Below are 25,717 nucleotides of genomic sequence, written 5' to 3' on the forward strand. Positions count from 1 at the left end.
TAATCAGGAGGAATTCGAAATGAAAAGAAGTTTATTATTAGTAATGCTCGCATTCGTTTTAGTATTATCGGCTTGTGTTAAAACAAAGTCCGATGTAGAAGAAACAGGAAAAGATAAGAACGATAGCGTAAATGATGGTGTAACAGATACTTCGAAAGTTGCAATTGAACTTCTTGGAATGAGCAGCGATGAAGACAACATCAACATCGTTCGTGATCAGCTCGTGAAAAACGGTTTCGATGTAAAGATTAATATGCAACCGGATTACGGTAGCTTTAAAGCACAACAAGACGCAGGTAATTTTGATGTTGTAATGTCTGGCTGGACAACGGTAACAGGAAATCCTGATTACGCAGTACGTTCACTCTTTAAGACAGGCGGAGATTATAGTATCACTTCGGATCCGAAGCTAGATGAATTAATCGATGAAGCGGGTACTCAGACACCAGAAGAGTATGCTTCAACATATACAGAATTTGAAAAATATCTTGTTTTGGATAAAGCCTATATTGCACCTATGTATAGCTCTTATAAAACACAAGCCATCAATAAAGATAAATTAAAAGCAGATTCCGTTCGCTTATCTAAATCACGTTCACTTCCGTGGGAAGATATCGAATTCAATGATGCCGCTAAACAAGCTACAGACGCATTTGTACTATCACAAACAGCATCTGTATTAACTTCTTTAGATCCTATTAAAGCAAACGATGGATCGATCAATATCATCAATACGAATATGTATGTTCGTTTAGTGAACTTAACAGACGATGACAATATTACATCTGAAGGTTCTTTATCTTTCAACCATAGTATTGCTGAAGGAAACTCGGAGTACTATTTCATCCTTCGTGATGACATTAACTTTGCAAAAATTACAGATAAAGCAGCAGTAGATTCAGGTGAACGTGTAGGCTTCGACGATGTGAAGTTTTCACTTGACCGCGCTAAAGACAAAGATTCAGTTCCTGATCACCGTACGTATAGCTTGCATGAGCATGTTCAAGACGTTGAATTGGTAACGGATCTTGCAGCTCTTGAAGGATTGAAAAATTCAATGGGTTCTGCAACAGTTAAAGAAGAACTTGAAAATGGATTAGATACAAAAATTTCTGAATTGGTTTCGGATAAAACAGCAGCAAATAGTAAAGAAGGAAAATACCAAGTTGTGAAAGTAACAACTACAGAGCCGTTCCCGCAAGTATTGAATTACTTAGCACACCAATCTGCTGGAATTGTTTCTAAAAAACAAGTAGAGAGCATAAACACATATGACTTAGCTTCGTTTGATGTAAATAAAGACATTCCTTACGGTGACCAAAACACAGTGACTGAAGGAAATAAATACGACAATACATTGTATACAAGTGGACCATACATCTTGTCTTCAAAAAATGATTACGACGCAACGTTCTTCAAAAATCCGGGTTATATGGTAGGAACAAAGCATGAGCCTAGAGTTTCAGAGGTTACAATGCGATTCATCAAGGATGCAGACAGTTCACTTGCAGCTTTGCGTAACAGTGAAATCGATTTGTTCTATGCTGTTCCTGAAACAAAGTTTGACGTTATTGAAGCAGATGAAAAGTTAGTATTGCAAAAAGTAGCAAGTAATGCTGTAACGTACTTACTTTTCAACACAGCGAACAAAGACGTAGCTGAAAGTGAAGATTTACGTAAAGCAATCCTTTACTCTATTAACCAAGAGGATTTCATCACTTTTTATCAAGGAAATAAAATCAAAGCATTTTCAACTTTAAGTCCACTCGTCGAAACGGGAAATGTACTCGAAGCAGATGCTGCAAAAGCAAAAGAGTACTTGGATAAGTACAAAGCAAGTAAGTAATACGACAAAACACCAGGTTCCCCGCAGGGGAACCTGGTGTTTTTTGGTTTTAGTGGTTTAGTGGTGACAGTCCCCTTTACAATTCAGACACCATTCTGAATTGTTTTGAATTTGAGCTGGGGACAGTCACCTGCGCAACTTTCACACAATTCACAGCCACCTATCTCGAATTAATAGGGTTCGGCTTCATGGCCTTTGTCGACGGCTTCTTGCGGTGCTTTGTCACCGTCTCGATTACCGAGCGGTTTCTGATTGGATCCACTGGTTGTCGCTGTTGTGGCCAAACCTTCAGATAATCGACGCCCATATTCTTCATCGGCATCATGAGCAAGCGCTATTATTTTATCTTGAATGCGTGTGTCGCAAGTTGAAAGATCAGCAACAAGATTAGAGATTAAATCTTGTCGTTCCCATTCCTCAAAGTTCCGGTAGGTGTCACCAGCTTGTATTGTATTGCTTTGTCGTTCAATGGACTCTCGAACAAGATTTCCCTCAACAAAAGGCGTGTGTTCTTTTCCATGTTGTATGGCTTCTTGTAATCCTCCCAAAATCGATGGTTCGTAGTTAATATGAGGGTTCTGACCTGGGGCTCGGTCCAATTTATATTGCATTTGTCCACCGGTTTGATTTGTTGCAACTCTTTTTTTAGGAGCATTAATAGGGAGCTGCAAATAATTTGTGCCTACACGATGCCGTTGTGTGTCAGAGTAGGAGAAGGTTCGTCCTTGAAGCATCTTATCATCAGAAAAATCAAGGCCATCGACAAGCACACCCGTGCCGAATGCAACTTGCTCCACTTCAGCAAAGTAATCCTCAGGGTTTTTATTTAAAACCATTTTGCCGACAGCTAACCAAGGGAACTGATCTTCGGGCCATAATTTCGTATCATCGAGTGGGTCAAAATCCAGCTCAGGATGGTCACCATCACTCATGAGCTGGACGAGTAACTCCCATTCAGGATAATCTCCTTTTTCGATGGAGTCATGCAAATCTTGCGTAGCGTGATTGAAACTCGTCCCTTGAATCTCGCTTGCTTCTTGTTGGGTTAAGTTTTTGATCCCTTGTTTCGGTTCCCAGTGATACTTGACCAGCACCGCTTCGCCTTCTTGGTTCACCCATTTATACGTATTGACGCCGGAACCTTGCATCATACGATAATTTGCAGGGATGCCCCAAGGGGAATAAATAAAGGTCACCATATGAAATGATTCGGGAGAACAAGCACAAAAATCGAAAAAGCGCTCACTGCTTTGAATATTCGTAATCGGATCTGGTTTAAAAGCATGAATCATATCAGGGAACTTAATCGCATCACGGATAAAGAAAATCTTTAAATTATTACCGACAAGATCCCAGTTGCCGTCTTCTGTATAAAATTTCACAGCAAATCCACGGGGATCACGAAGTGTTTCGGGAGAATGGTTGCCGTGGATAACGGTTGAAAAGCGAACGAATACAGGTGTTTGTTTCCCTTTCTCCTGAAAAAGTTTTGCGCGTGTATACTTGGCTACTGGATGATCTCCAGCTTTTCCATACGTTTCGAAATAACCATGTGCACCGGCACCTCGTGCATGAACAACACGCTCAGGTATTCGTTCTCTGTCAAAGTGACTGATCTTTTCTATGAAATCATAGTTTTCCAGTGCCGCAGGACCTCGATTACCTACAGTTCGAATGCTTTGATTGTTTGTAACAGGATGTCCTTGTCTATTCGTTAATGTGTTTTCCTGTTCTGTATTTTCGTTAGGATTGGATGGATCTTTCGACAAATGATTACCTTCCTTTCAATAGTAATGATTCTTTTTCTAATTAAAATATGAAGAGACTCATCTTATTATTGTTTACCATCCATATATTGCCCATTATCTAAGGAAACAATTCATTTTTGAAAAGTATGCACTATTATCTTCTTTAATGTTAGAATAGGGTAAAAGTTTTGTCGGGAAATAGAGAAAAATACCTATATTTTTTCAATCGTACCTCGCGACTTTTAACATTACAGGGAAAAGGGGATATTCTGTGGGAAAGATCACATTAGTTCTTGGTTTAATTTTAGTATTGGTCGGAGGCTATCAAACTTCAACCTCTTTTAAGGAAAGACAATCTCTAACAATAGGAGTTGTTCTCGTAGGGCTAGGAGTAGTCTTGCTTATAGTTGCTGGATTTACTATGAACACATCGTCTAAAGTGGAGAAAAAAGACAAAATAGAAGTTGTTTCCGAAAATGAAGAGGACTTAGAGGATAGTGTGCAAATCATTGAAAATGATGAAGGTAAACTTCTGGAGATTCGCTTGGCAGAAGGGGAGGAATACGATATTCCAGAAGGATGGACATCCAACACAAAATATTTAGATGCTTCCACAGGAAAGTGGTTCGATGTATACAAGCAGCCTCTCACTCCTGAATACTTTAAAGAACGTTTCAATGAATTAAGCAAGGTAAATTTGGTGGATGATACATTATTGATTGAAGACATCGTTATTGAACCGGGTGAAGTGAATGATGTATTTCAAATACTCTTCAGAGAAGAAACTCAAATCATAGGAACACTGAATGACTTAGGTGAAATTAAAATACTAACGGCCCTTCTTGAAGATGATTATGTATATGATAATGTTGAAATCGCTAGAAATATATTGAAAATTGCCACTCCTTTGGTGAAAGAAGAAAGTCACTTCGACCTTCTGGATGAAATCGGTTTTCTCACAACGGATTATTTAGATGAGGTCGTCGTAACTACGCTGGATGATGTTGAATACCGAGTGGAACTGAAAATTACAGAGGATGAAAACTATTCAACTATTTTTCAAATCATACTATCTGAGTAACAAAGAATATACGTTATATTATTCAAAAAGTGGGATTATATAAAGTGTTTATATGCGTGAAAAGATCACCTGTCAACTCGATATGGTGATTTTTCCATTTGAACCTTTATCCGTACAAAGCAGATAGGTCGTGATTTTATGGGTCTGTGATAACACAACTATATTCTACAATAGATTCATATCGGTTTTTGATGTAATCTTTGGGAAGGCTATGATGATTGAGCAGCGGCAGTTAATGGTTTTCAAAGTGATTTACTTAACAAGTGTTATTTTTAGGTCTAATCACCCGAGTGTGGATATTCTATTTAGAGTGAAAAGTCGTGAAAATCTGATAGGTGCATGATACAATATTACTATGGAATGAGTAGTCGTTTATTTTTGTTTTTAGTATTCATTATAGTTAGAAAGAAATCATTTATGGACACTCCCAAATCCAATTTATCAAAAAAGTATTGACATAGTCAAAATAATGATAGATAGGTGTGATTCAAATATTATTTCCAATGAGTACACAAAATAAAAAAAGGAAATTAAAGGAGTATTTAGAGCTGGAACAACATTCCTACACTGATATCTTTGAGAACTCGCCTGATATCCTTCTATTCCTTGTGGATTTAAAAGGCATCATTATGAAAGTCTGGGGAAGCGATAGCCGCATTAGTGGGATTGTTGGCAAGCAGTATCAAGACTTTGTTTATCATGAAGATGTTGAAAAAGTAAATGATTTCTTCCTGAAGGTGTTCAGCGGAGAATCGTACTATATTGATTATCGGGTGAAAGATATGAAAAACGGTTTCATTCACGTTGGTGTTAGCCTTGTAGCGATACGAGGTGATGATCAAGAAGTCATTGGTTTTTATGGTTTAATGCATAACATATCTGAAAAACTGGATTTAATTAAAGAGAATCAACAAACTCATAAACGGCTAGAATCTTTGCTGCATCATGCTGATGAAATTATTGGAATCTTAGACTCGGAGGGAACGATTGTCTTCGAAAGCAGGGCAATTGAGGCCGTCCTTGGTTTCGGAGTTGGTGAAGGTATTGGAGAAAATTATTCCAAATACATTCATGCTGATGACCTTCCGCTTGCAAATCTTAAATTTAAGGAAGTTCTTCAACGACCCGATTCAACGGCTATGCTAGAAGTACGGTTAAAACATAATAAGGGATATTGGCGAGAATTTAAAATCACCTTGACAAATCATCTTAACGATCCAAGTCTTAATGGAATAATATACAATTTACATGATATTACGGAAATTAAAAAACAACAGAAAGAAATCCGATATATGGCTTACCACGATTATTTAACCGGACTGCCGAACCGTCGATCATTCGAAGATCGGTTAGAATTGGAAACACGCCTCGCTAATGTAGATGATCGAAAATTCGCGGTCATGTTTCTTAATCTAGACGGATTTAAGTATTTAAACGATTCACTGGGTCATGAAGTTGGGGATCTTTTATTAATTGAGGTTGCAGAGAAATTAAATAGAAGTTTTCCACAATACATTGAAATCATTGCGAGAATTGATGGTGATGAATTTGCTGTTTTAACGAAACCTCTCCATGACGTTGCTTTAGTTGAAAACATCGCAAATGAGATTCTTCAATTATTTGAGCAACCATTCGAAATTAAAGACTACAACCTTTCGATTACATCCTGCATCGGTATTGCGATTTATCCTGAGTCCGGGAATGATACAAGTTCATTAATGAAAAATACAGATTTGGCCTTGTATCTTGCGGAAAATGAAGGGAAAAACAATTATCAAATTTTTTCCCCGAAAGCGAATATCGGCACGTATAAATTATTTTCCTTACGGAATGATTTGCAAAAAGCTTTAGAGAACAATGAATTCGTTATCCATTACCAACCAATTGTTCATTCGGAGACCAAACAAATAAGAAGTGCAGAAGCGCTTATTCGTTGGAATCATCCCAAATGGGGAATTGTTTCACCTAGTGAATTCATTCCCCTCGCAGAAGAATCAGGGTTAATCATCCCAATAGGTGAATGGGTATTGCGGACAGTTTGTAGGAATTTAAGCATATGGCATAAAGCAGGATATTTTATTAAGGCTTCAGTTAACTTATCTCCTGCACAGTTTTTCAGAAAAGATTTAGTTGAGATCATTCATCAAGTATTACAAGAAAATGAACTAGATTCTAAATGGCTGAATCTTGAAATTACCGAAAGCACAATGTTAAAACATAACGAAACAAATATTGAGAAAATATCTAAGTTACGTAAGTTGGGTATCCAAATATCAATAGATGATTTTGGTACGGGTTATGCCTCTTTTAAAAGTTTAAGAGAATTAAAACCCGATATATTGAAGTTGGATCAATCTTTTATTAAAGAGCTCCCCACAGATCAAGCCAGTGTTGAAATTGTCACGTCAATTGTTCAGTTGGCGAAAAGACTTTCAATCACCGTCGTGGCTGAAGGGGTCGAAACCATGGAACAGCATAGATTTTTATCGGAAATCCAATGCGATTGGCTTCAAGGCTATTTGTTTAGTCCTCCCGTGCCGGAAGCCAGTCTACTCAAATTATTGAAAGGGCAATGGACAACTGAAGTTGAGGCTTTCAACACGAAACAAAGAAGAGCCTACTTTAGAATTGAGCTAGAAAATCCATTAGAAGCTTTGATGACAGTAGCTGAGTTAAATGGAGAGATAGTTCATTTAGGAAATACTAAAGTGTTAATTGAAGATATTGGGCCTGGTGGATTAGGATTCATATCAAATATCAAACTGCCGGTAAAAGCAGGCATTGTATTAAAGTTTCAAATAACAATTCTTGGCGAAGACTTTGTGCTTTATGGGAGCATTGTCCATACTTCGGAAAGAGACAATTTATATCAATATGGGATTAACTTCATTCTTGATGAAGAAAAAAGAGACTACCTTATTAAGCACTTCAATCAATTCCAATTGCGCTTGAGAAATGAACCTCTTTTAGATGGCCATTCATTTGTGGTAGATTGTCCGGATGAGTATTTCAAGAAGAATTGAACCTGTGAATATTAATTTAAATAAATGCAAAACACTTCTATGGATAATAAACTCCGAAGAAGTGTTTTCTCTATTCTATGTAACTTTTGCCAGTCCTTTCAGTCTAATCGTATATAGGAAGGATGATATCTATGACAAAAAAGATTTTATTATTTATAGGAATCACACTTATGCTTTTTATGTTGCCGGCTTGTGGAGCAAAAAAGAAGTCCGAAAATACATGGGTTTCCAGTGATGTTGAATTTGGAGAACAGGATTATGAAAAAATTACTGTTGCGAACAATACGCTCGGTTTTCGCTTAATTCAAGAAATTGATGGAGATGAGCAGAACAATGCATTCGTTTCCCCAACGAGTCTACTGATGGCATTGTCAATGGTTTACAACGGTGCAGACGGGATTACAAAGGAAGAAATCGCTAAAGCACTGAAAATAGAAGGAGTGGATGCATCGGAGTTGAACAAAGCAAATGCATCTTTGGTATCGATGTTGATGAAAAGCTCTGAAGAAATCCAGCTGAATGTAGCAAATTCAATTTGGTTGAATGAAAACTATCACTTTCAAGAAGACTTTTCGAAAAACAACAAAGACTATTTCAATGCAGAAATACAAGAAATAAATATACACGACAATGATTCTGTAACGCGTATCAATGATTGGGTTAAGAAATCAACAAATAAAAAGATTGAGGAAATTGTAGAGGCACCGCTCGATCCGGACCTGGTCGCAATCCTTATGAATGCAATTTATTTTAAAGGGAATTGGACGTATGAATTCGATGAAAAACAAACTGAGATGCGTCCATTTTACTTAGAAGACGGCAATGCAAAAGAAGTTCCGCTCATGACCTTACAGAAGGACTTGAACTATATGGAGAATGAAGATTTCCAAGCCGTCCAATTACCGTATGGTGATGGAGAAATGAGTATGAATGTATTTTTACCGAAGGAAACCTCTAGTTTAGATGAATTCACGAGGAATTTAACAAATGAAAACTGGTTGAACTGGGACGCTGAGTTTAGCAAACAAGAAGGAGCCATTCTTTTGCCGAAGTTTCAGTTGGAATATGAAGTCGATTTAAATGAAACATTGGAGACATTAGGAATGCCGTCTGCCTTTAAAAAGGATGCCGTATTCACGAAAATGATTCAAGAGGACGTCCCGTTATGGATCAGTAAAGTGAAGCAAAAGACCTTTATAGACGTGCATGAAAAAGGAACAGAAGCAGCTGCTGTGACATCCGTCGAAATGGTAACGGAATCCGCACCCGCCAATCCTCCATTTTATATGGAAGTAAACCGACCGTTCTTTCTAACGATAACAGACGATAAAACAAATGCGATTCTATTCATGGGCTGGATTTCGGAGCCTTAATTGGTGACAGTCCCTTGAGCAATTCGGAAGCTATTCAGAATTCTATGGAAAAATGTCGCCGAAAAAAACAGAAGGAGAAAGCTTTATGCTTTTTCCTTCTGTTTTTATTAACGCCATATAAAATTATTTATCTTTCTTTTTCCGATATTTCCAGTTAGAAGAAGGTGATGATTTATCCTTTCCGGCTTTCTTTTTCACATGTCGTTCAACTTGTTCAAAATTTTGGATATCTGAAGGTCGAACAGTTATAGGTTCCTTCTTTAATAATTTAGTCATTCCGAATATGAGTAGAAGAAGGAGTACCGTGAATGGTAATGCAGCGACAAGAGATGCAGATTGCAGTGCTTCCAAACCTCCTGCATACAACAGAACTGCTGCAATGGCAGACATGAGAAATCCCCAAACCATTTTAACAATTAATGGAGGCATTAGGCTTCCGTTCGTTGTCATACTTGCAAGGATATACGTTGCAGAATCTGCAGATGTTACTAAGAATGTAAATATTAAAAGAATCGCGAGCGCCGACATGAGACCTGTAAAAGGCATATGTTGAAACGTTTGGAAAATGGCAGATGTGATATCAACATCGACCGCTTCAGCAATTTTTGTTCCATTATTCAAATCGCTGTAAAGCGCTGTACCTCCAAGCGTTGCAATCCACATACATGCAAATACTGGTGGGATAACCATCACACCAATGATGAATTCACGAATCGTTCGTCCTTTTGAAACGCGTGCAACGAATGCGCCTACAAAAGGAGACCAAGCAATCGTCCATGCCCAATAAAATATCGTCCAATCTCGTACCCATGTACCTCCTTGATAAGGTTGTAATCGAAAGCTATAGGGGATGAAGTTGGTTATGTAATCCCCGATTGCCAATGTAAAACTTTCTAAAATGAATACTTTAGGACCGACAATGAAAAAGAAAGCGAGCATCGTAATAGCTAGACCTAGATTAAAATTCCCTAAGTACCGAATGCCTTTATTTAATCCGCTTAAAGAAGAAATCATATAAGATATGAAGACAATAACAATTATGATCAGTTGAATGCTAAACGTACTCTTTATGTTGAAGACCGATTCAAGACCACCACTCATTTGTAAAATACCAAGACCGAGTGAAGTTGCAATCCCCATGACCGTCGCAATAACCGCGAAGGAATCAATTCCAATTTTCATTTTCTTATTTTTCCCGAGCAAAGGCTCCAAAGCAGTTGAAATGAGGCCATCTTTTTTCTTACGGAACTGTAAAAATCCGATGACTAAACCTACGATTCCAAAAATGGCCCATTGAGATATGCCCCAATGGAAAAACGAATAACCCATAGCCGCTCTTCCGGCTTCTGCAGATTGAGGTTCTGTACCAAGAATTGGAGGAGAGAAATAATGACTCATCGGTTCTGCAACACCCCAAAAAACAAGTCCTACTCCAAAACCGGCCGAGAAAAGCATACCAATCCATGTGAAAAATGGAAATTCCGGTCGTTCTTCATCTCCACCAATTCGAATGGCCCCGTATTTACTAATTGCAAGACCTGCCAAAAACAACACAATGATGAAAACTGTAAGTAAGTAGAACCAACCGAAGTTTATTGTCGTGAAATCATATAATATATCTGCTACTTTTCGAAACGGTTCCGGTTTTGACGCACCTAATAAAACTAAAATGAAAATGACTGATGCCGATATTGTAAAAACTGGATTTTTCCAAAACTTCTTATCCAAAACAAACTGCCCCCTATTATATCTTTAACAAGAATATACCCTGAAATACATAAGTCAAAGCATATTTGCGGTGGTATTTTCTTTTGCAAATTGGGGACTATTCAGAATTCAACGAGTGCCTGGCACTAAAAAGAGGGGAATGCTTGTTGTAACTGTATTCATTAGAGAAAATAGCATAGATATGATAGAGTTATAGTAGTATGCAATGTTAAGAGTATTCCGAAATCGGTTTAAAGAAGGAGTAAAAACATGTAATTGGTAAGCAGTTTTTATATGGTGGAATTTTGTCGTGTGGAAGATATCCAATACTTTAACAGGAGGAATTTGTATGCCATTAAATTGTACCCAAAAGTTAATCAAAAGCCATCTTGTATCTGGTGAAATGATTCCAGGTTCTGAAATTGCTCTGAAGATTGACCAAACGCTAACGCAAGACGCAACCGGAACAATGGTTATGTTGGAATTAGAAGCATTAGGATTAGACATTGCGAAAACCGAAGCATCCGCACAGTACGTGGATCATAATCTTGTTCAAACGGATAGTAAAAATGCGGATGACCATTTATTTTTACAAAGCGCATCTAAAAGATTCGGATTATATTATAGTAAACCGGGTAATGGTGTGAGTCATCCTGTGCATATGCAACGCTTGGCGAAACCAGGGAAAACCCTTCTCGGATCGGACAGTCATACATGCGCAAATGGAAGTATGGGCATGCTTGCCATGGGAGCTGGTGGACTTGATGTTGCACTAGCAATTGCCGGAGAACCGTTTTATTTACGTATGCCCGAAGTTTGGGGTATTAAGTTAACGGGTGAGCTTCAGGAATGGGTAAGTGCAAAGGACGTAATATTGGAACTGTTACGTAGACATGATGTTACGGGCGGAGTTGGAAGAGTTATCGAATATTACGGACCGGGTCTTGAACACTTAAGTGCTATGGACCGTCATGTAATTGCAAATATGGGAGCCGAGTTAGGAGCTACGAGTTCGGTATTTCCATCCGATGGAGAAATTAAGCGCTATTTAATAGAACAAGGACGTGAAGACGATTGGTCTGAGTTAAAAGCGGATGAAGGTGCAACGTATGATATTCATGAGGAAATCAACTTATCGGAAGTTGTGCCACTCATTGCTAAACCGACAAGTCCAGGAAATGTCGTTCCGGTTTCGGAAATCGCTGGGACGCCAATCTATCAATCTTATATAGGTTCATCTGCGAATCCGGGATATCATGATTTTGCAATCGCCGCAGAAATTGTGAAAGGAAAACAAGTTGCAGATGGGGTTTCATTAGACATTAATCCCACATCTAGACAAATGTTGACAGACTTACTTCAAGAGGGACATATCGCCAGTTTTATACAAGCTGGAGGACGGTTACATCAAGCAGGGTGTAACGGATGTATCGGTATGGGTCAAGCGCCTGCGACCGGTCGAAATAGCTTGCGAACTACGCCGCGAAATTTCCCTGGTCGTTCAGGAACGATTGAAGATAGTGTGTTCTTAAGTGGAACAGAGACTGCTGCAGCTTCGGCATTAACTGGGGTTATTACGGATCCAAGAACTCTTGGACCTAAAGCACCGCGAGTGAAGGAAGTGAAAAATCCAACAATCGATTTGAACTTATTGGATGCGCCCCTTCCAGTTGAAGAAGCGAGGAAAGTTGTTATTCAAAAAGGGCCGAATATCGCCTCAATACCAGCTATGGATGAAATGCCTGATAATTTACAAGTGCCCATCCTGTTGAAAATGGGGGACAATATTTCAACAGATGAAATATTGGCTGGTGGATCTCGTGTGCTTCCGTATCGAAGTAATTTACCGGAAATTAGTAAATTTGCATTTGAAAATGTTGACAAGACTTATTACGAACGGGGTATGGTAAGTGTCGAGCATGGCGGTCATGCGATTGTGGCGGGTATCAATTATGGTCAAGGATCTAGCCGTGAACATGCAGCACTTGCGCCCAGATATCTTGGTTTACGCGTAGCACTCGTAAAAGACTTTGCGCGAATTCATTGGCAAAACCTTGTGAACTTTGGAATTCTACCGATTACGTTCGTTGATGAGAAGGATTACGATAAACTGCATCAAGGAGCTATTCTAGAGTTTTCGAATTTAAGAAGTAAGATACAAGAAGGCAATGAATTTGAAATCAAAATTGGTGAGACGAAAGAGTTTATTAAAGTTCGACATGCACTTACAAGTCGCCAAGTTGACGTCGTTTTAAAGGGCGGCATGATTAACTGGGTCAGGGATCAGCAGCAACCAGTGAAGTAAACTTATCGCCTTGTGCTCATCCGATTGGTGACAGTCCTCTTCATAATTCGAAGACTATTCAGAATTCAATAAGTGCCTGGCACCGAAATACGGCACAATAAGAAAACGGGAGTCATAAGCGATGTGCTTTTGACTCCTGTTTTATTTATTCTGATTCTGTCTTAGGCCCGATTTTATCAAGAACGAACGCGTACAATGCCGCGACTTCCTTTAATTGATTGAAACGGCCGGATTCTCCGAAGTGACCGGCGCCCATATTTGTTTTCATAACGATTACATGGTCGTCGGTTTTCAATTCTCTTAAGCGAGCAACCCATTTTGCGGGTTCCCAGTAACCAACACGCGGATCATTGAGTCCAGTTGTGATGTACAGATGCGGATAGTCTTTTGCTTCTACATTGTCATAAGGACTGTAGGATTTCATATAGAAATAGGCTTCCGACTCCCGCGGATCTCCCCATTCGTCCCATTCCAAAGTGGTAAGGGGAATGGTCGTATCGAGCATTGTTGTCACGACATCGACGAACGGAACTTCAGGAACAATGACTTTAAACAAGTCACCGGCCATGTTGGCGACAGCACCTGCAAGCAAACCTCCGGCACTTCCTCCGCGAGCCGCGAGTTGGTCCGAAGTTGTATATCCTTCAGCAATCAAATACTCTGCAGCTGCGATGAAATCAGTGAATGTATTTCGCTTGTTCTGCATCTTTCCATCTTCGTACCAGCTGCGTCCCATTTCAGAACCGCCGCGCACTTGAGCTGTGACAAATACAACGCCTTGCCCTAATATCGGAAGCCGGTACGGACTGAAATATGGATCACTGTTGGAACCATATGATCCATAGGCCAACAAAATAATAGGAGCAGGTCCATTATCGAGGGCCCCATCTTTATACACTATGTTCAACGGTACTTTTACTCCATCTTCTGCTGTCGCCCACAACTGCTTTTGACGAAAATCAGAAGGAGTATATTCACCACTAACAGGAGTGACTTGCAGACACTGTTTTTCACCAGTAAGCGGATGGAACGCATAAGTCGTTTCAGGCGTTAGCAAGGACTCAAAACTGAGCAAGACTTCCGTAGCCTCATAGCTTTGATTGGAAACAATTGACACAGAATAAAGGGGTTCCTCCCACTGAACTTGCTCCAACTGACCTTCTTTCAGCAACCAGATTTGCGTCAATCCGTTTTCACGCCCAGCAATTAATAACTGATTTTGGAACGGATAGATGTCTTGTAGAAAACGATCTTCGTTATACGCTACGACGTTTTCCCGCCTATGCAGATCGTTGATAGGGCAGCGAAGTAACTGGAAATTCACCGCTTTTTCATTGGTCAGAATAAGTAGGTCCTCACCCCAGTGCTCGACGTCATACTCGATATTATCCCGACGTGCATCTACTAATTGGAAAGGAGAGAGTGGTGAATCTGCATCAATTAAACGGATTTCACTCGTCGTTTTCGAATTTGAATGCACAATAATGAATTTACCGCTTTGGGATTTATTCATATAAAGTGTGAATGTCTCGTCCTTTTCTTCATAAATCAGCTCGTCACTCTCCGTACTGCTTCCTAAACGGTGGCGCAATAAACGGGACGGGCGCTCAGTGTCATCCACAGTAATGTAGAAAATATAGTCACCACAGCAGCTCCATTCCACACTGCCGTAAATAAAGACATTTGGAATTCGGTCGGGCAGAAGTTCACAAGTTTCCATGTTTTTGATAAAAACCGTATAGCGGTCCGTTCCATCCCGATTCTCCAAATATGCGAGCTGACGGTGATCGGTACTCATGCGTTGTGCAGTAACGCTTAAATAATCACTTTCCGTCGCCAATTCATTCAAATCCAGGACGATTTCTTCAGTTGCTTTAGATAAAAGATCCCGGCTTACCGCTTTCTTACGTGCATGGATTGGATATTGCTTTGTTTTATCTAAACGAGAATAGTAGAAATAGGGTCCCTGCTGTATGGGAACATCTACTTCAGAATCGGGAACACGGTCCATCATGGCTTTGTAAATTTGTTCTGTTTGTTCCTTAAGTGGCTTCATTACTTCATCGTAGTAGAGATTCTCTTCCTCTACATACTCAATGACCTCCGGATTTGTTCGCTCCTTCAGCCAATAATAGTCGTCATCGCGCACATCGCCATGCAGTTCATGAGGATGTGGTATGCGTTTTGCAATCGGTTGTTTCAAGTTCAAAAACTCCTTTCATTCGTATGTATCTGAATTCTTTACAAGATGTGGAAAACCCTCTTTTTCAAAGCGCATTGCTCAAGTGCGATTGTGTGCTTTTTATTTAACTAGCAATAAAGTTTCTTATAATAGATGTATAGCTTAAAATGGTTTAATATAGAGTGTATATTCTGAAAAAACAAAAAGGATGAAAGAGGGATGAGTATGAGGCTGAATGATAAAGTAGCGATTGTTACGGGAGCTGGATCCGGGATTGGTAAGGAAATTGCGAATTTATATGCAAATGAAGGTGCAAAAGTTATTGTTTGTGATTTAAATGAAGAGGCTGCTAATGACGTTGTCAATCAAATAACGAGCAGTGGTGGGCAAGCGGTCGCAATTACTGCAAACGTTGCAAACGAAGAAGACATTCAACATCTCTTCGATCAAACCGTTGCAACATATGGAACACTAGATATACTCGTTAACAATGCAGGCATCATGGATAATTTTGTACCCATTGCCGAAATTACGGATGAATTGTGGGATCGTGTCATGTCCGTCAATGCTACAAGTCAAATGCGTACGATTCGAAAAGCAATGTCGATTTTCTTGGAGAAAGAAAAGGGGATTATCGTAAATCTTGCTTCAGCAGCAGGTTTACAAGGTTCACGAGCAGGGGTTGCGTACACTGCTTCCAAACATGCTGTTGTCGGACTTACCAAAAATGTTGCCTTTCAATATGCTACTAAAGGCATCCGTTGCAACGCAATTGCCCCTGGTGGCGTCAATACAAACATTGGTACTACAATGTCGGAACCGGATGCATTCGGTATGGAACGAGTGATGTCGGGTATTGCGTCTAATCCAAGAAGTGGTGAACCGAGTGAAATTGCATCCATCGCATTGTTTTTAGCTTCAGACGATGCAAGTTTTGTAAACGGTACAATTGTGCAAGCGGATGGCGGTTGGATGGCTTACTAACTAAACTACTCTTTAAAAAGAGTAGTTTTTATGTGAATGAATAGCTAAAGAGGGAACCGCTTCATTCTGTCGAACAAGTATAGTAACGCTTAAAGAAAGGAAATGATTCGGATGAGCGAAGAATTTACAGTTTTAAAAGATGCAGAAGAATTTTATTACACTGGAAATGAAATAGGGATTTTGGTGAGCCATGGTTTTACGGGTACGACACAAAGTATGGCGTATCTTGGAAAACGTTTGGCAGACGAAGGTTTCACGGTGTTCGGGCCGAGACTTCGCGGACACGGTACGACTCCTGAAGATATGGAAACAGCTACATTTGAAGAGTGGATCGAAGACGTTGAAGCGGGGCTCGGGCGCTTAAAAGAAACATGCTCTGCGGTATTTGTTACAGGCTTATCGATGGGAGGAACACTTACGCTGTATTTAGCGGAACGGCACCCCGAAATTGCCGGCATCATGCCCATCAATGCTGCAGTAGAAATGTCTGAATTCGAATCGTATTATTTGAGTTTAAAAGACAAGGAACGTTTTATTGACGGGATTGGGTCAGACATCAAAGCAGAAGGAATTAAGGAGTTAGCATATGCAAAAACTCCTGTTCAGTCGATGGGAGAACTCGTTCAATTATTAAAGATTGTGCAAAAGGATTTAGGGAAAATAACAATACCCGCTCTCATATTGTCTTCAAAAGTGGACCATGTTGTTCCTCCACTCAATTCACAAATCATCTATGAAGATATTCAGTCAGATGTTAAAGAACTCGTGAAACTCGAAGAAAGCTACCACGTTGCGACGCTCGACAACGACAAAGAATTCATAGCCGATCAATGCATTTCATTCATTCGTAAATGCATGGAATAAGATATGGTGAAGAGAAGTCATCCAAAGCAGTTTTGGATGGCTTCTTTTTATTTTTCCGCTTTTTAGCATAGGGACAAGGACGATTCACCCATCGCTATTCAATTGATTAAATTTAAAAGGACTAAATACTATGAGATTTGCGTATATTGATATATATAAGTAGTATGCTAAAATGGATTCAATTGAAAGGTTGTCATGTCTTGTTTGTAACTCGCTTATGTACATTCCTTTATATGCTCATTATACTTGTAGCAATTTGTAATGCAGATCCTCACGCATTTTTATATGAACAAGTTGTCAGCTTTAACATTAATCCGACACCTGCATTTACAGACCTATTTCTTGTGGAAGGAATCTATGTAACGAGCAGCTTTTATTTGGTACAAAAAATAGGTCATTTCTCCGTATTTGGATTGCTCTATATTTTTCTTCTCCGAAGCTTTAACAATGTTAAAACAGCTTTACTCGTTAGCATTACTTTTGCTTTTGTAACAGAAATTGCACAACTGTATTTTAACCGTACAGGAAGATTGGTAGACGTTGCCATCGATTTAATAGGAATTTTTCTTGCCTATTATCTAAGTAAGAAACTAGTAGGAACTCCTAAACTCGAAAAGGAAGAACTCTTTAGTTAACACATCTGATGAGTTCTTTTTTTTAGTGTCAAAAAAACAGCAAATTCCTATTTAATTTTAATAAATACTCTTAATGACAATTAATTAAAATGTGATACAATTGAATCATTCAACAATGATAGGTAGTTTGTTTGTACTATCGAAAGTTTTTCACTGCAGTTTTTAATTGGAAATTACCAATTTATATTCCTAGGAAGTAGAGAGGAACAGCATGTATGAGAAAGTTTATAAAGGATTTAAATGCGGGGAAAAGTAACAAAGCTAAGATAAAAACACTTTCAAAAGAACATAGAGAAAAATTATCCGATGCCAAATTAGGCATACGCCGAACGGATGATACAAGAGCAAAAATTAAAGAAACACAATTAGGCGAGGACTTTGAACATTTTAAAGAAAGTCATCCCGAAGTCCCTAAATCCAGTATGAGCCGCTCTCACTTGACAGCTGCAGACGTAAAAGAAATTCGCGACCAGTACAGCAATGACAGAAAAGCATCCTTACGAAAGTTGGCAAAGAAATACAACGTCAGCAGACATACAGTTCATTCCATCGTTCATTATAAAATATGGAAATGAAAAGACCATTGTTTTTTTATGAGAATATAGAATATTCCAGTTACCCTCTAGTGATAGTAAATCACTTAAAGGGGAACTGGTTATTTGTTTTTATATAGAATCGAGAAAAGCATCCAGTGACATTAGTGGATATTAGGTAAGGACTAAAGTCTCGTGGGTATTTGGAATAGCGAGTAGCGTTAAAAAGAACAACAAGTCATTATTAATTCTGACATTGTTCAGTAATAAAATGAAAAGTCTGACATGAGCTTACCAATCTAGGCTATACTTAATAAACTTATATACTTTATTAAAATAGGGAGGAATCTAGGATGCAGATTATTAATAATGGAAAAAGACTTTTGAAAATAGTTCTTACAGTTTTATTAATCACATTCATTACAAGTTCCATTCCATTCAATGAGGCGGCGGCCGCAAGTGAACCTATTAAAAGCAAACGATTTAAAGACGTAGGAGAAGACTTTCATGCATTTGAAGCGATCAACTGGGCATATGCATCAGGAATTATAAACGGCTATCCCGATGGAAGATTCAAACCAGAATCTTTATTAACAGAAGCACAATTTGCTGTAATGCTGTCCAGATATTATGCTGAAATCGATAAAGAATCGAATAAATATAAAGAACTCGATCGAGCGGTCTGGTCCAACAGTTTCTATGAAGCATTGGCTATCTATAGAATCCCAATGCTCGGCTACAACGATGCCTACTATAGGAACAATCCCGTCATGCGTGGGCTCATTGCACAAGTAATCTCGTATCTTGATGGAAACACCTTTCAATTAGAGGGGGCGGTTGAATATTTATTTAAAGAAGGACTTACAGTAGGAAGATATGCACAAGGTAAAACACTTGGCGATAAATTTGGCCAAACGGATTATTTAACAAGAGCACAAACAGCAACCTTTTTTCATCGTTTGCACAAAAAAACTAAAACTGAAATTGCCGAAACAGTTGTGAGCGATAAAGCAGACGTGAATACAGAGTTATCCAAAAAAGAATCAGAAGCCAAAGTAGATATGAAAGTAATCCCTAAAAAAACGAAATGATCTTACAGTATAAATGCCGGTCCAATGATGAGAGATTACCTCATTATTGGGTGGGTATTTTTTTGATGAAATGAGGAGTGGGAAAGTGAACTATTTATTGTATTAATGGAAAGCATAGGGATATTTACAGGTGCATGGTTAGTGTATCGTTGTAATGATCTCACTTTACAGTGGGTTTTCACTTACCATAAACATGAATATTCATTCACATTCTATTACTATTCTCACATTCATTGTAAATGGGTATTTTTTCTATTTATATGATATACTAAATTTGAATTAATAGAATCGGATGTAGAGTGAATATACTTAAATAGGTATGGAGTTGATAGCAAAATGGAACAGTCGGATTTAATATTGCTTCAGCAGAAAGTAGGGATGCTGCGCGCTGAAGGGAAATATCAAGAGACAATAGATGCGGGTTATAAACTTTTAGAAATAGGCATGAAATTAAACGACTATAAATCCATACTGACTGCATACATGAACAATGCAGCATCCTACTATTCCATTGGAGCTATTGAAGAAGCTTTCGAGAACATTGATGCACATAAAGAACTAAGCGACAAACATGGAGATGAAGCCGATCGATTAGGCACATTCAATATTTTGTTTTTACTATATGAATACAATAAAGAATATGCTGACGCAAAAAGAACGTTGAAAACGACTATTGAACTAAGTAAAAAGTTAAGTCATTATAATATTACGAGCAATGCATACAGCAACTATAGTCATATTTTACTTGAGGAAAAGGACTATAATAAGGCGTTGGAGATGGCTGAACAAGGTCTTCAATACGCAGAAATACATGAACCAAAGAGTCCGATATTGAAGTTTCGAGTGAAACTGAATATTGCCAAATCACACATCCTATTGGGAAATGTAAAGGAGTCTGCGGCTCTAGTTCAATCTATGGTCGATGACCCCCTTTTAAATTCATTTATTAGAGAGAAGTCGCAATCCTATATTTTGCAAGCAATTTGGTATGAGGAACAGAAAATGTATCAAGAGGCATTTGATTCATTAACGGAAGCGAAGGTTCTTGCAGAGAGCTATAACGATGTACATTTGTTGAAAACAATACAACAAAAAAGATGTGAAATGTGTGATTTAATAGGTGATTTTGAAACAGGATATCTTGTGCAGAAAGAATATATAGAATTGTTAAATGAAATAAAAGACCGTGATTTGGCGATGAGTGCTTTGAAATTGAACATTAAACACCGTGTTGCTTATATAGAAGGAAAAGCAGACAGAGACGGTTTGACAGGTTTATATAATCGGAATTACATTCAAAGAAAAACCAATCAATGGTTAAACGCTGCACAGGAGACCGGAGAATCGATTGTCTGCATCGTGTTCGATATCGATAGTTTTAAATCGTTTAACGACAATTATGGTCATGTTTACGGCGATGAAGTAATTAAAAGCGTAAGTAAAGCCTGTTCCAAAGCCCTTCGATCAGATGATTTAATAGGTCGTTTTGGAGGGGATGAGTTCGTTGTTATACTGAGGGACACATCATTGGAAGATGGTTTCCGAGTTGCAAAAAAACTCTTAAAAGCTGTTCGTAATTTAACATTGACTATCGAGAATAAAAGTACGACGATCACAGTAAGCATGGGTGTAGCGAATAATATTACTTCCAATGCATCGGATTTTATTGGATTATTTCATTCAGCCGATAATGAACTTTATAAGGCGAAGGAAAATGGGAAAAACCAAATAGGTATTGGTTAGTACAATCACTTATAAACTCTGTTGTTGAAACGCAAAATGCTATAAAAATTGAACGGAGTCGTGTAAGATTGATTACTACTCCGGCAGAAAAGGATATCCTAATGTACTCTGGATTGCCGGTAGGAAGATGACAACAGGAGATGGATAGGTATGATCAACAACACTGTAAAACAAAATAAAAACATTGGACGTTTACTCATCAAATGTCCAGATAAACCAGGTATTATTTCCACGTTATCCAACTTCTTATTCGAACATGATTCAAATATTATTGAGTCCAGTCAGTATTCCACGGATCCACAAGGCGGAACGTTTTTCATTCGAATCGAGTTTCATTGTAAAGGTCTTGCGGAAAAGTCTGACCAAATGGAAAAGGATTTTCAAGTGGTTGCGCAAGAACATTCGATGGACTATCAGTTTGCATACAGCAATGAGCGAAAGAGGACCGCAATTTTTGTATCCAGAGAACCGTATTGTTTAATGGAGTTATTGTGGGAATGGCAAAATGGAGACTTGGAAACAGATATTGTCGTTGTAATCAGTAATCACGAAGGCGCTCGAGCCATTGTAGAAGATTTGGGAATCCCATTTCATTACATACCGGCGAATAAAGACATTCGTCAACAAGTTGAAGAGGAGCAAATCCGATTAATGAAGGAATATGATGTGGACCTATTAATATTGGCGCGCTATATGCAAATATTGACACCGGAATTTGTAGCTCATTTTCCTCGCCAAATTATTAACATACATCATTCGTTCCTCCCGGCATTTATTGGGGCAAGACCGTATGAACGTGCTTTTGAACGCGGTGTAAAAATTATTGGAGCGACATCACATTACGTGACGAACGATCTGGATGAAGGTCCAATCATTGAACAAGATATCGAACGAGTCGATCATCGGGACAGCATTGTAAAGTTAAAGAAAATCGGCCGCCAAATTGAGCGCCGGGTGTTAGCAAAAGCTGTTAAATGGCATTTGGAAGACCGTATTCTTGTTGAAGACAATAAAACAATCGTGTTTCGATGAAATGTATTTAAGCGAACAAAAAGTTCAACCCTATGCGGGAGGCCGCTGAAAAAATTCCCCCGTTGTTACATTAGCTAAGGATTCGAATAATATATTCGGATTCTTGGCTTTTTCATTTATAAGTCACCGATTGTATAAATAAGCGAGATACCAAAAATACATGTCGTGATACACACAATTTATAACCTACTAGAGTTATTAAGAAGAGTGCATCAAACACGTTCTCCCCGCCATCTTACCAAAGGGGAACTGGTATTCAGAAAAGAATATCATTCCTTTATTTTTTCTGGACGAACAATTGTGAAAAATAAAACGTGGTCACGAAACCATCTATCGAGCTGTTAGCCAGCTTGAAAAGGGGAACAATAGGGTTTACATGAAGGCTATTTTGTGCAAAAAAAACGAGAATATGTCATAGCTAAGAGCAGATCCTGGAACAGTACCGTTAAACTCCAAAAATCTCATTTAGAATAACTATTAAATCCCATATAAACCAGAAAACAAGTCCAATATAGATCAAGGTAATGAATATAATTAATTTATTAAAACCCTTATTAATAATAATTATGACTATGTAACAATAAAAGGATAGTAATAGAGGGTTTTTCCAGTACCCAGCATTCAAGCTATATTTATATAGCATATAACCAGATGAAATGAACCACAGGAGAATTAAAGTATAGTAAAATATTTTTTTTGGATTCATAAAGATTCTCCTTCAAGTTAAAGTTTTAACATTTATTTTAACACAAATTAAAGTTTGATATATATATCATTTCGAATTTGATGTACAAGAGTGATGTGACTCCTGACTCATAAAAGAGTGCAATTCTAGAAGAGGAATTTGCCCCCTTTTTTAAAATAAGGGTCAGTTGTTAAAGATGTACCTTGCCTAAATTCATGCCTTAAGCAGAAATGGAGTAAGAAATATGGTTTTTATAGCATTACTAATAAGCATTTTAACTACTTATTTTTGGAGATTGGCTAGTCATTTTTATATTGATATAAGCCGTAGTATGGCTGCTTCCAGTTATCCAGGTGATATAACATTCGTTGACAGGGTACTTTATCAGTTATTTTTCCCGGCATCATTATTCGTCATTTTATATATTTCATTGTTTTTATTAACATTTATTTTTAAAAATGAAATTAAAGAATTATCACTTAAAAGTAAGTTTTTACTTGTAATTCCATTTGTGTTCACGACATATATTTCTGTTGATTTATATATCTTTTTATTCGTTAATTAAAGAAAGTCTGCTATAAGACCGTTTAAAGGATTAAACAAAGTATAGACTATTAATAACCGATTAGATTGATTATTTACCAATCGTAGTCGAAGATGCAAAGATGTTCTTCAACTCATCGATATGCTTTCCGTCAAAAAAATGCGACTTTAAGACATAGGATGAAGTTTTCGAGGACATTAAATTAGAGAACACTATACTAAATCATGTTCTTCATCACGCGACAGTAGTTAGTATTCCGGATTCATCCTATAGAAAGTATATTAAGGGCCGAGAATCCAATCAGATATACACCTGGAAAAGTTTCAACTTTCAACAAAAAAAGAGAATGCATCTATAAATGCATTCTCTCTCTTTCGTTGTCCTATTTCAGTAAAGCAACACCGCTTTGAATCGCAGCTTGGCTGACAGCCTTTGCGACAACTTTTGCGATGCGGTCATCGAAAGCGTTTGGAATGATGTATTCTTCATTTAAATCTTCATCTTTTATTAATGAAGCAATCGCATACGTTGCGGCTAGCTTCATAATATCGTTGATGTCGGTCGCACGGACGTCTAGAGTGCCGCGGAAGATGCCTGGGAATGCAAGTACGTTATTGACTTGGTTAGGGTAATCAGAGCGTCCCGTAGCGATTATGCGCACTCCGAACTCCTTCGCTTTATCCGGCATTATTTCAGGATTTGGATTAGCCAAAGCAAATACAATGGGATCGACATCCATACATTCTATCAATTCTTTAGTTAATAAATTTGCAGCCGAAACACCAATAAATATATCGGCTCCGGTCATTGCATCTTTTAAAGAACCTTTTAGACTAGAGTGATTTGTGATTGTTGCGATCATATCTTTCATTGGATTCATACCATCTGGTCGATCTTTATAAATAATTCCTTTAGAATCACACATCACGATATGGTCGAAACCGAGTTCTACTAGAAGTTTCACGATAGCGATACCTGCAGCTCCAGCACCGTTTACTACGATTTTAACCTCGCTCATTTTTTTATCAACCACTTTTAACGAGTTGATTAAACCAGCACCTACTACAATTGCTGTTCCGTGCTGATCGTCATGAAAAACAGGGATATCGCATTCCTCGCGAAGACGACGTTCTACTTCAAAACATCTCGGAGCTGAAATATCCTCCAAGTTAATAGCGCCGAAAGTAGGGCTAATCGCTTTTACGATATTTACAATTTCATCGACATTTTTTGTATTAAGACAAATTGGGAAAGCATCGATGTTTGCAAATCTCTTTAAAAGTAACGCTTTACCTTCCATTACTGGGAGTGATGCTTCCGGTCCAATATCGCCCAATCCTAAAACGGCAGTTCCGTCTGTAACAACAGCGACTAAATTTCCTTTAATTGTATAATCATAGACAGATGAAGGATTTTTAACAATTTCGAGGCATGGCTCTGCAACACCAGGAGAATACGCCAAACTTAAATCTACGTTGTTTTCTAAAGGTACTTTAGATACAACTTCCATTTTGCCTTTATTATCTTTATGAATTTGTAAAGCAGAACTAATAACTTTTACCATTGAAGATCCCCATCCCATCGTATATTAATATTTAAGTATTCTAATTAATAACATGTTCAGATAGAAATTACAATAATTCTTTACCGGAAATTAAGGTATATTAGAATACTGATTTAGAATATTCTAAATAGTAAGCGTTCTCATTGTTGATGTATATGAAACGAGGTTTTCTATAAGAATGAAATATATTTTAATAAAAAAGCCTCCTTCAAACTTTTTTCTTATTATATGCAAGGGCGCAGGTTTCCATTATTTCATCTGCTTTTGGAGATTGACAGAAAAACCTCCCAAGGATATTGGAAACCCTCCGGAGGTCATTCAATCTAACTTGTATTAAATTTTTAAATTGACCAACGATTTGTTCGAGTTCTTAAGGCATATAACTTGTTTCAGTCGAACGACTTGCGACTTCTTCAATGGATGCGGAAGTCTGTTCTGTAGCAGCTGAAATGGTCGATGTTTGTTCGTCAATTTCGCTAACTGAATCGGTCAGTTGACTAATAAGCGCAGCAACCGTTTTGGAGTTTTCGGCTTCGATCGTTGTGAGTTCAGAAATCGCACTAATTTCATCAACCGTGCTTGATACATCAGTTGAGATTTGACTTAGTGACTGGGCTGTTTGGAGAACTGTGTCTGAGCCTGCTTCAATTAAAGAGGCTGCAGTGTCCAATGAATTTCGGGTCAACAAAACAGATGTTGATTTTATTGTTCCGATCATACTCCGTAAGTTTGCGGTTAGTAAATTTAATGTTCGACCTAAATCTCCAATTTCGTCGT

Annotated in this window: 18 protein-coding genes; 13 read left to right on the forward strand and 5 right to left on the reverse strand. The window is 38.1% G+C overall.

The window, feature by feature from the left end; translation table 11 throughout:
* Positions 1-19: 19 nt before the first annotated feature.
* The gene (locus ACFSFY_RS01495; RefSeq protein ID WP_381535407.1) at positions 20-1,846 is read left to right on the forward strand and encodes an ABC transporter substrate-binding protein; all 1,827 of its coding nucleotides are present in this window, start codon (positions 20-22) and stop codon (positions 1,844-1,846) included.
* 170 nt (positions 1,847-2,016) lie between these two features.
* Here the strand turns inward: ACFSFY_RS01495 and ACFSFY_RS01500 are convergent, their stop codons facing one another.
* Complete coding sequence (locus tag ACFSFY_RS01500) at positions 2,017-3,615, reverse strand: catalase (protein WP_381535408.1); 1,599 nt, start codon at positions 3,613-3,615, stop codon at positions 2,017-2,019.
* Between the two features lie 250 nt (positions 3,616-3,865).
* Between ACFSFY_RS01500 and ACFSFY_RS01505 the strand changes: the two genes are divergently transcribed.
* The 3 genes from ACFSFY_RS01505 to ACFSFY_RS01515 all read left to right on the forward strand — a co-directional run bounded on the left by ACFSFY_RS01505 (position 3,866) and on the right by ACFSFY_RS01515 (position 9,071).
* The gene (locus ACFSFY_RS01505; protein ID WP_381535409.1) at positions 3,866-4,675 is read left to right on the forward strand and encodes a hypothetical protein; all 810 of its coding nucleotides are present in this window, start codon (positions 3,866-3,868) and stop codon (positions 4,673-4,675) included.
* Positions 4,676-5,178: 503 nt separating this feature from the next.
* Positions 5,179-7,698 (forward strand): EAL domain-containing protein, encoded by a 2,520-nt coding sequence (locus ACFSFY_RS01510; protein WP_381535574.1) that lies wholly within the window; start codon positions 5,179-5,181, stop codon positions 7,696-7,698.
* Positions 7,699-7,829: 131 nt separating this feature from the next.
* Positions 7,830-9,071, forward strand: a complete 1,242-nt coding sequence (locus ACFSFY_RS01515; protein WP_381535410.1) for a serpin family protein — start codon at positions 7,830-7,832, stop codon at positions 9,069-9,071.
* A 123-nt stretch (positions 9,072-9,194) separates the two neighbouring features.
* Here ACFSFY_RS01515 and ACFSFY_RS01520 read toward each other — a convergent pair whose 3' ends face one another.
* On the reverse strand, positions 9,195-10,799 hold the full coding sequence (locus ACFSFY_RS01520) for a BCCT family transporter (protein WP_381535411.1): 1,605 nt from the start codon (positions 10,797-10,799) through the stop codon (positions 9,195-9,197).
* 328 nt (positions 10,800-11,127) lie between these two features.
* Here ACFSFY_RS01520 and ACFSFY_RS01525 point away from each other — a divergent pair, with 328 nt between their 5' ends.
* Complete coding sequence (locus ACFSFY_RS01525; RefSeq protein ID WP_381535412.1) at positions 11,128-13,083, forward strand: aconitate hydratase; 1,956 nt, start codon at positions 11,128-11,130, stop codon at positions 13,081-13,083.
* A gap of 145 nt (positions 13,084-13,228) precedes the next feature.
* Here ACFSFY_RS01525 and ACFSFY_RS01530 read toward each other — a convergent pair whose 3' ends face one another.
* Positions 13,229-15,286: a S9 family peptidase gene (locus ACFSFY_RS01530; RefSeq protein ID WP_381535413.1), complete on the reverse strand. Its 2,058-nt coding sequence runs from the start codon at positions 15,284-15,286 to the stop codon at positions 13,229-13,231.
* 204 nt (positions 15,287-15,490) lie between these two features.
* Here ACFSFY_RS01530 and ACFSFY_RS01535 point away from each other — a divergent pair, with 204 nt between their 5' ends.
* The 8 genes from ACFSFY_RS01535 to ACFSFY_RS01570 all read left to right on the forward strand — a co-directional run bounded on the left by ACFSFY_RS01535 (position 15,491) and on the right by ACFSFY_RS01570 (position 23,397).
* The gene (locus ACFSFY_RS01535) at positions 15,491-16,249 is read left to right on the forward strand and encodes an SDR family oxidoreductase (protein ID WP_381535414.1); all 759 of its coding nucleotides are present in this window, start codon (positions 15,491-15,493) and stop codon (positions 16,247-16,249) included.
* Positions 16,250-16,360: 111 nt separating this feature from the next.
* Positions 16,361-17,113: an alpha/beta hydrolase gene (locus tag ACFSFY_RS01540; RefSeq protein WP_381535415.1), complete on the forward strand. Its 753-nt coding sequence runs from the start codon at positions 16,361-16,363 to the stop codon at positions 17,111-17,113.
* A 164-nt stretch (positions 17,114-17,277) separates the two neighbouring features.
* A complete protein-coding gene (locus tag ACFSFY_RS01545) occupies positions 17,278-17,748 on the forward strand; it encodes a VanZ family protein (RefSeq protein WP_381535416.1) in 471 nt (156 codons plus the stop codon).
* A gap of 215 nt (positions 17,749-17,963) precedes the next feature.
* Positions 17,964-18,323, forward strand: a complete 360-nt coding sequence (locus tag ACFSFY_RS01550) for a hypothetical protein (RefSeq protein ID WP_381535417.1) — start codon at positions 17,964-17,966, stop codon at positions 18,321-18,323.
* Between the two features lie 311 nt (positions 18,324-18,634).
* Positions 18,635-19,372, forward strand: coding sequence for an S-layer homology domain-containing protein (locus ACFSFY_RS01555; RefSeq protein ID WP_381535418.1), 738 nt, complete (start codon positions 18,635-18,637; stop codon positions 19,370-19,372).
* A 336-nt stretch (positions 19,373-19,708) separates the two neighbouring features.
* Complete coding sequence (locus ACFSFY_RS01560; protein WP_381535419.1) at positions 19,709-21,115, forward strand: tetratricopeptide repeat-containing diguanylate cyclase; 1,407 nt, start codon at positions 19,709-19,711, stop codon at positions 21,113-21,115.
* Positions 21,116-21,265: 150 nt separating this feature from the next.
* On the forward strand, positions 21,266-22,147 hold the full coding sequence (gene purU, locus ACFSFY_RS01565) for a formyltetrahydrofolate deformylase (protein ID WP_381535420.1): 882 nt from the start codon (positions 21,266-21,268) through the stop codon (positions 22,145-22,147).
* A gap of 929 nt (positions 22,148-23,076) precedes the next feature.
* The gene (locus ACFSFY_RS01570; protein WP_381535421.1) at positions 23,077-23,397 is read left to right on the forward strand and encodes a hypothetical protein; all 321 of its coding nucleotides are present in this window, start codon (positions 23,077-23,079) and stop codon (positions 23,395-23,397) included.
* A 361-nt stretch (positions 23,398-23,758) separates the two neighbouring features.
* On the opposite strand, the gene ACFSFY_RS01575 is transcribed toward ACFSFY_RS01570, so the two are convergent.
* Both ACFSFY_RS01575 and ACFSFY_RS01580 read right to left on the reverse strand, forming a co-directional pair.
* On the reverse strand, positions 23,759-24,940 hold the full coding sequence (locus tag ACFSFY_RS01575) for an NAD(P)-dependent malic enzyme (RefSeq protein ID WP_381535422.1): 1,182 nt from the start codon (positions 24,938-24,940) through the stop codon (positions 23,759-23,761).
* 370 nt (positions 24,941-25,310) lie between these two features.
* Positions 25,311-25,658 carry a hypothetical protein gene (locus ACFSFY_RS01580; protein ID WP_381535423.1) on the reverse strand — a complete coding sequence of 116 codons (348 nt, stop codon included), beginning with the start codon at positions 25,656-25,658 and terminating at the stop codon, positions 25,311-25,313.
* Positions 25,659-25,717: the final 59 nt, after the last annotated feature.

Origin of the sequence: Sporosarcina siberiensis, from assembly GCF_042681925.1 — a bacterium.
Classification (GTDB): Bacteria; Bacillota; Bacilli; order Bacillales_A; family Planococcaceae; genus Sporosarcina; species Sporosarcina siberiensis.